Source organism: Aeromicrobium sp., from assembly GCF_014378035.1.
In the GTDB taxonomy this organism is placed as follows: domain Bacteria; phylum Actinomycetota; class Actinomycetes; order Propionibacteriales; family Nocardioidaceae; genus Aeromicrobium.
The window spans coordinates 1-1813 of sequence record NZ_JACMOM010000298.1 but is presented as its reverse complement, the minus strand read 5'-3'; the positions used below and the strand labels follow the sequence as shown (position 1 = coordinate 1813).

Annotated in this window: 1 pseudogene; it reads right to left on the bottom strand. The window is 64.5% G+C overall.

Features of this window, described 5'->3' with window-relative positions:
* Positions 1–1813 (bottom strand): annotated as a pseudogene (locus H7290_RS15715) (DNA-directed RNA polymerase subunit beta'); the annotation flags it as partial.

Below are 1813 nucleotides of genomic sequence, written 5' to 3'. Positions count from 1 at the left end.
TTGAGCCCCATCAGCGGGTCGGACTTGCCCTCCATGGCGGCCTGCGTGAGAACACGCGTGGTCTCCTGGGACGGCGCGGCGCTCCGCCACGACTCGGTCGCAAGGGGTGCCTTGGTGATACCCATGACTTCCTGACGAGCCGAAGCCGTCTTCTTGCCCTCGGTGAGCGCGGTGCGGTTCAGCTCGTTGTACTTGAGCCGGTCGACGAGCTCGCCGGGCAGCAGCCCGGTATCGCCGTGGTCGACCACGGTCACCTTGCGGAGCATTTGGGGGACGATGGCCTCGATGTGCTTATCGTGGATCGGCACACCCTGTGAGCGGTACACGCCCTGCACACCATCGACCAGGTGGAGCTGAACGGCACGGACACCCTTGACGCGAAGAACTTCCTTCGGGTCGAGGTTTCCGACGTGCAGCTGCTGGCCGAGGTCGACGTGCTGGCCATCCTCGATGAGGAGGGTCGCGCGGCGAAGCACCGGGTAGGCAACGGGCTCGTCGCCGTTATCGGGGGTCAGGATGAGGCGGCGAGCGCGATCCGTGTCCTCGATGGTGATGCGGCCAGCGGCCTCGGCGATGGGCGAAGCACCCTTGGGGGTGCGAGCCTCGAACAGCTCCGTCACGCGGGGAAGACCCTGCGTGATGTCGTCTGCTGAAGCAACACCACCCGTATGGAAGGTACGCATCGTGAGCTGCGTTCCGGGCTCACCGATCGACTGGGCCGCGATGATACCGACGGCCTCACCGATGTCGACGAGCAGGCCGGTCGCAAGCGAGCGACCGTAGCAGGCCGCACACACGCCGACGACGGACTCACACGTGAGCACCGAACGCACCTTGATGTTGTGAACGCCAGCCGACACCAGGGTGTCGAGCAGAACGTCTCCAACATCGGCGCCGGCGGCCGCAATGGTCTTGCCCTTGGCGTCGACCGCATCAGCAGCGAGACTGCGCGCGTACACCGAGTTCTCGACGTTGCTGTCGAGAATCCAGTTGCCAGCGGCATCCTGAGCTGCGATCGGCATGTCAAGACCCTTGGACGTGCCGCAGTCGTCTTCGCGGATGATGACGTCCTGCGAGACGTCGACGAGTCGACGCGTCAGGTACCCCGAGTCGGCGGTACGAAGCGCCGTGTCGGCCAGCCCCTTGCGAGCACCGTGGGTCGAGATGAAGTACTCCGCTACGGTCAGGCCCTCCTTATAGGAGTGCACGATCGGACGAGGGATGATCTCACCCTTCGGGTTCGATACGAGCCCACGCATACCGGCGATCTGGCGAACCTGCATCCAGTTACCTCGAGCACCAGACGACACCATGCGGTTGATGTTGTTGTCTGACTCGAAGTTGTTCTGCATGGCGGTGGCGACCTCGGCGGTGGCCTTGTTCCAGATCTCCATGAGCTCCTGGCGACGCTCGGCGTCGGTCGTGAGGCCCTTGTCGAACTGGTCCTGGACCTTCGCGGCCTGCTTCTCGTAGCCGGCGATGATCTCCGGCTTGTTCGGCGGTGTCACGATGTCGCTGAGCGCGACGGTCACACCGGAGCGGGTAGCCCAGTGGAAACCGGCGTCCTTGATGCGGTCGAGTGCTGCTGCGACCTCCACCTTCGGGTAGCGCTCGGCGAGGTCGTTGACGATGGCCGAGATCTGGCCCTTGTCAGCGACCGCCTCGATGTAGGGGTAGTCGGCGGGAAGCGCTTCGTTGAACAGTGCGCGACCGAGAGTCGTGTTCATCAGGACGGTCTTGCCCTGCACGAAGCCCTCGGGAGCCTCACCCTCGGCGAAGTGCACGTCTTCCAGACGGATGCGCACCTTCGAGT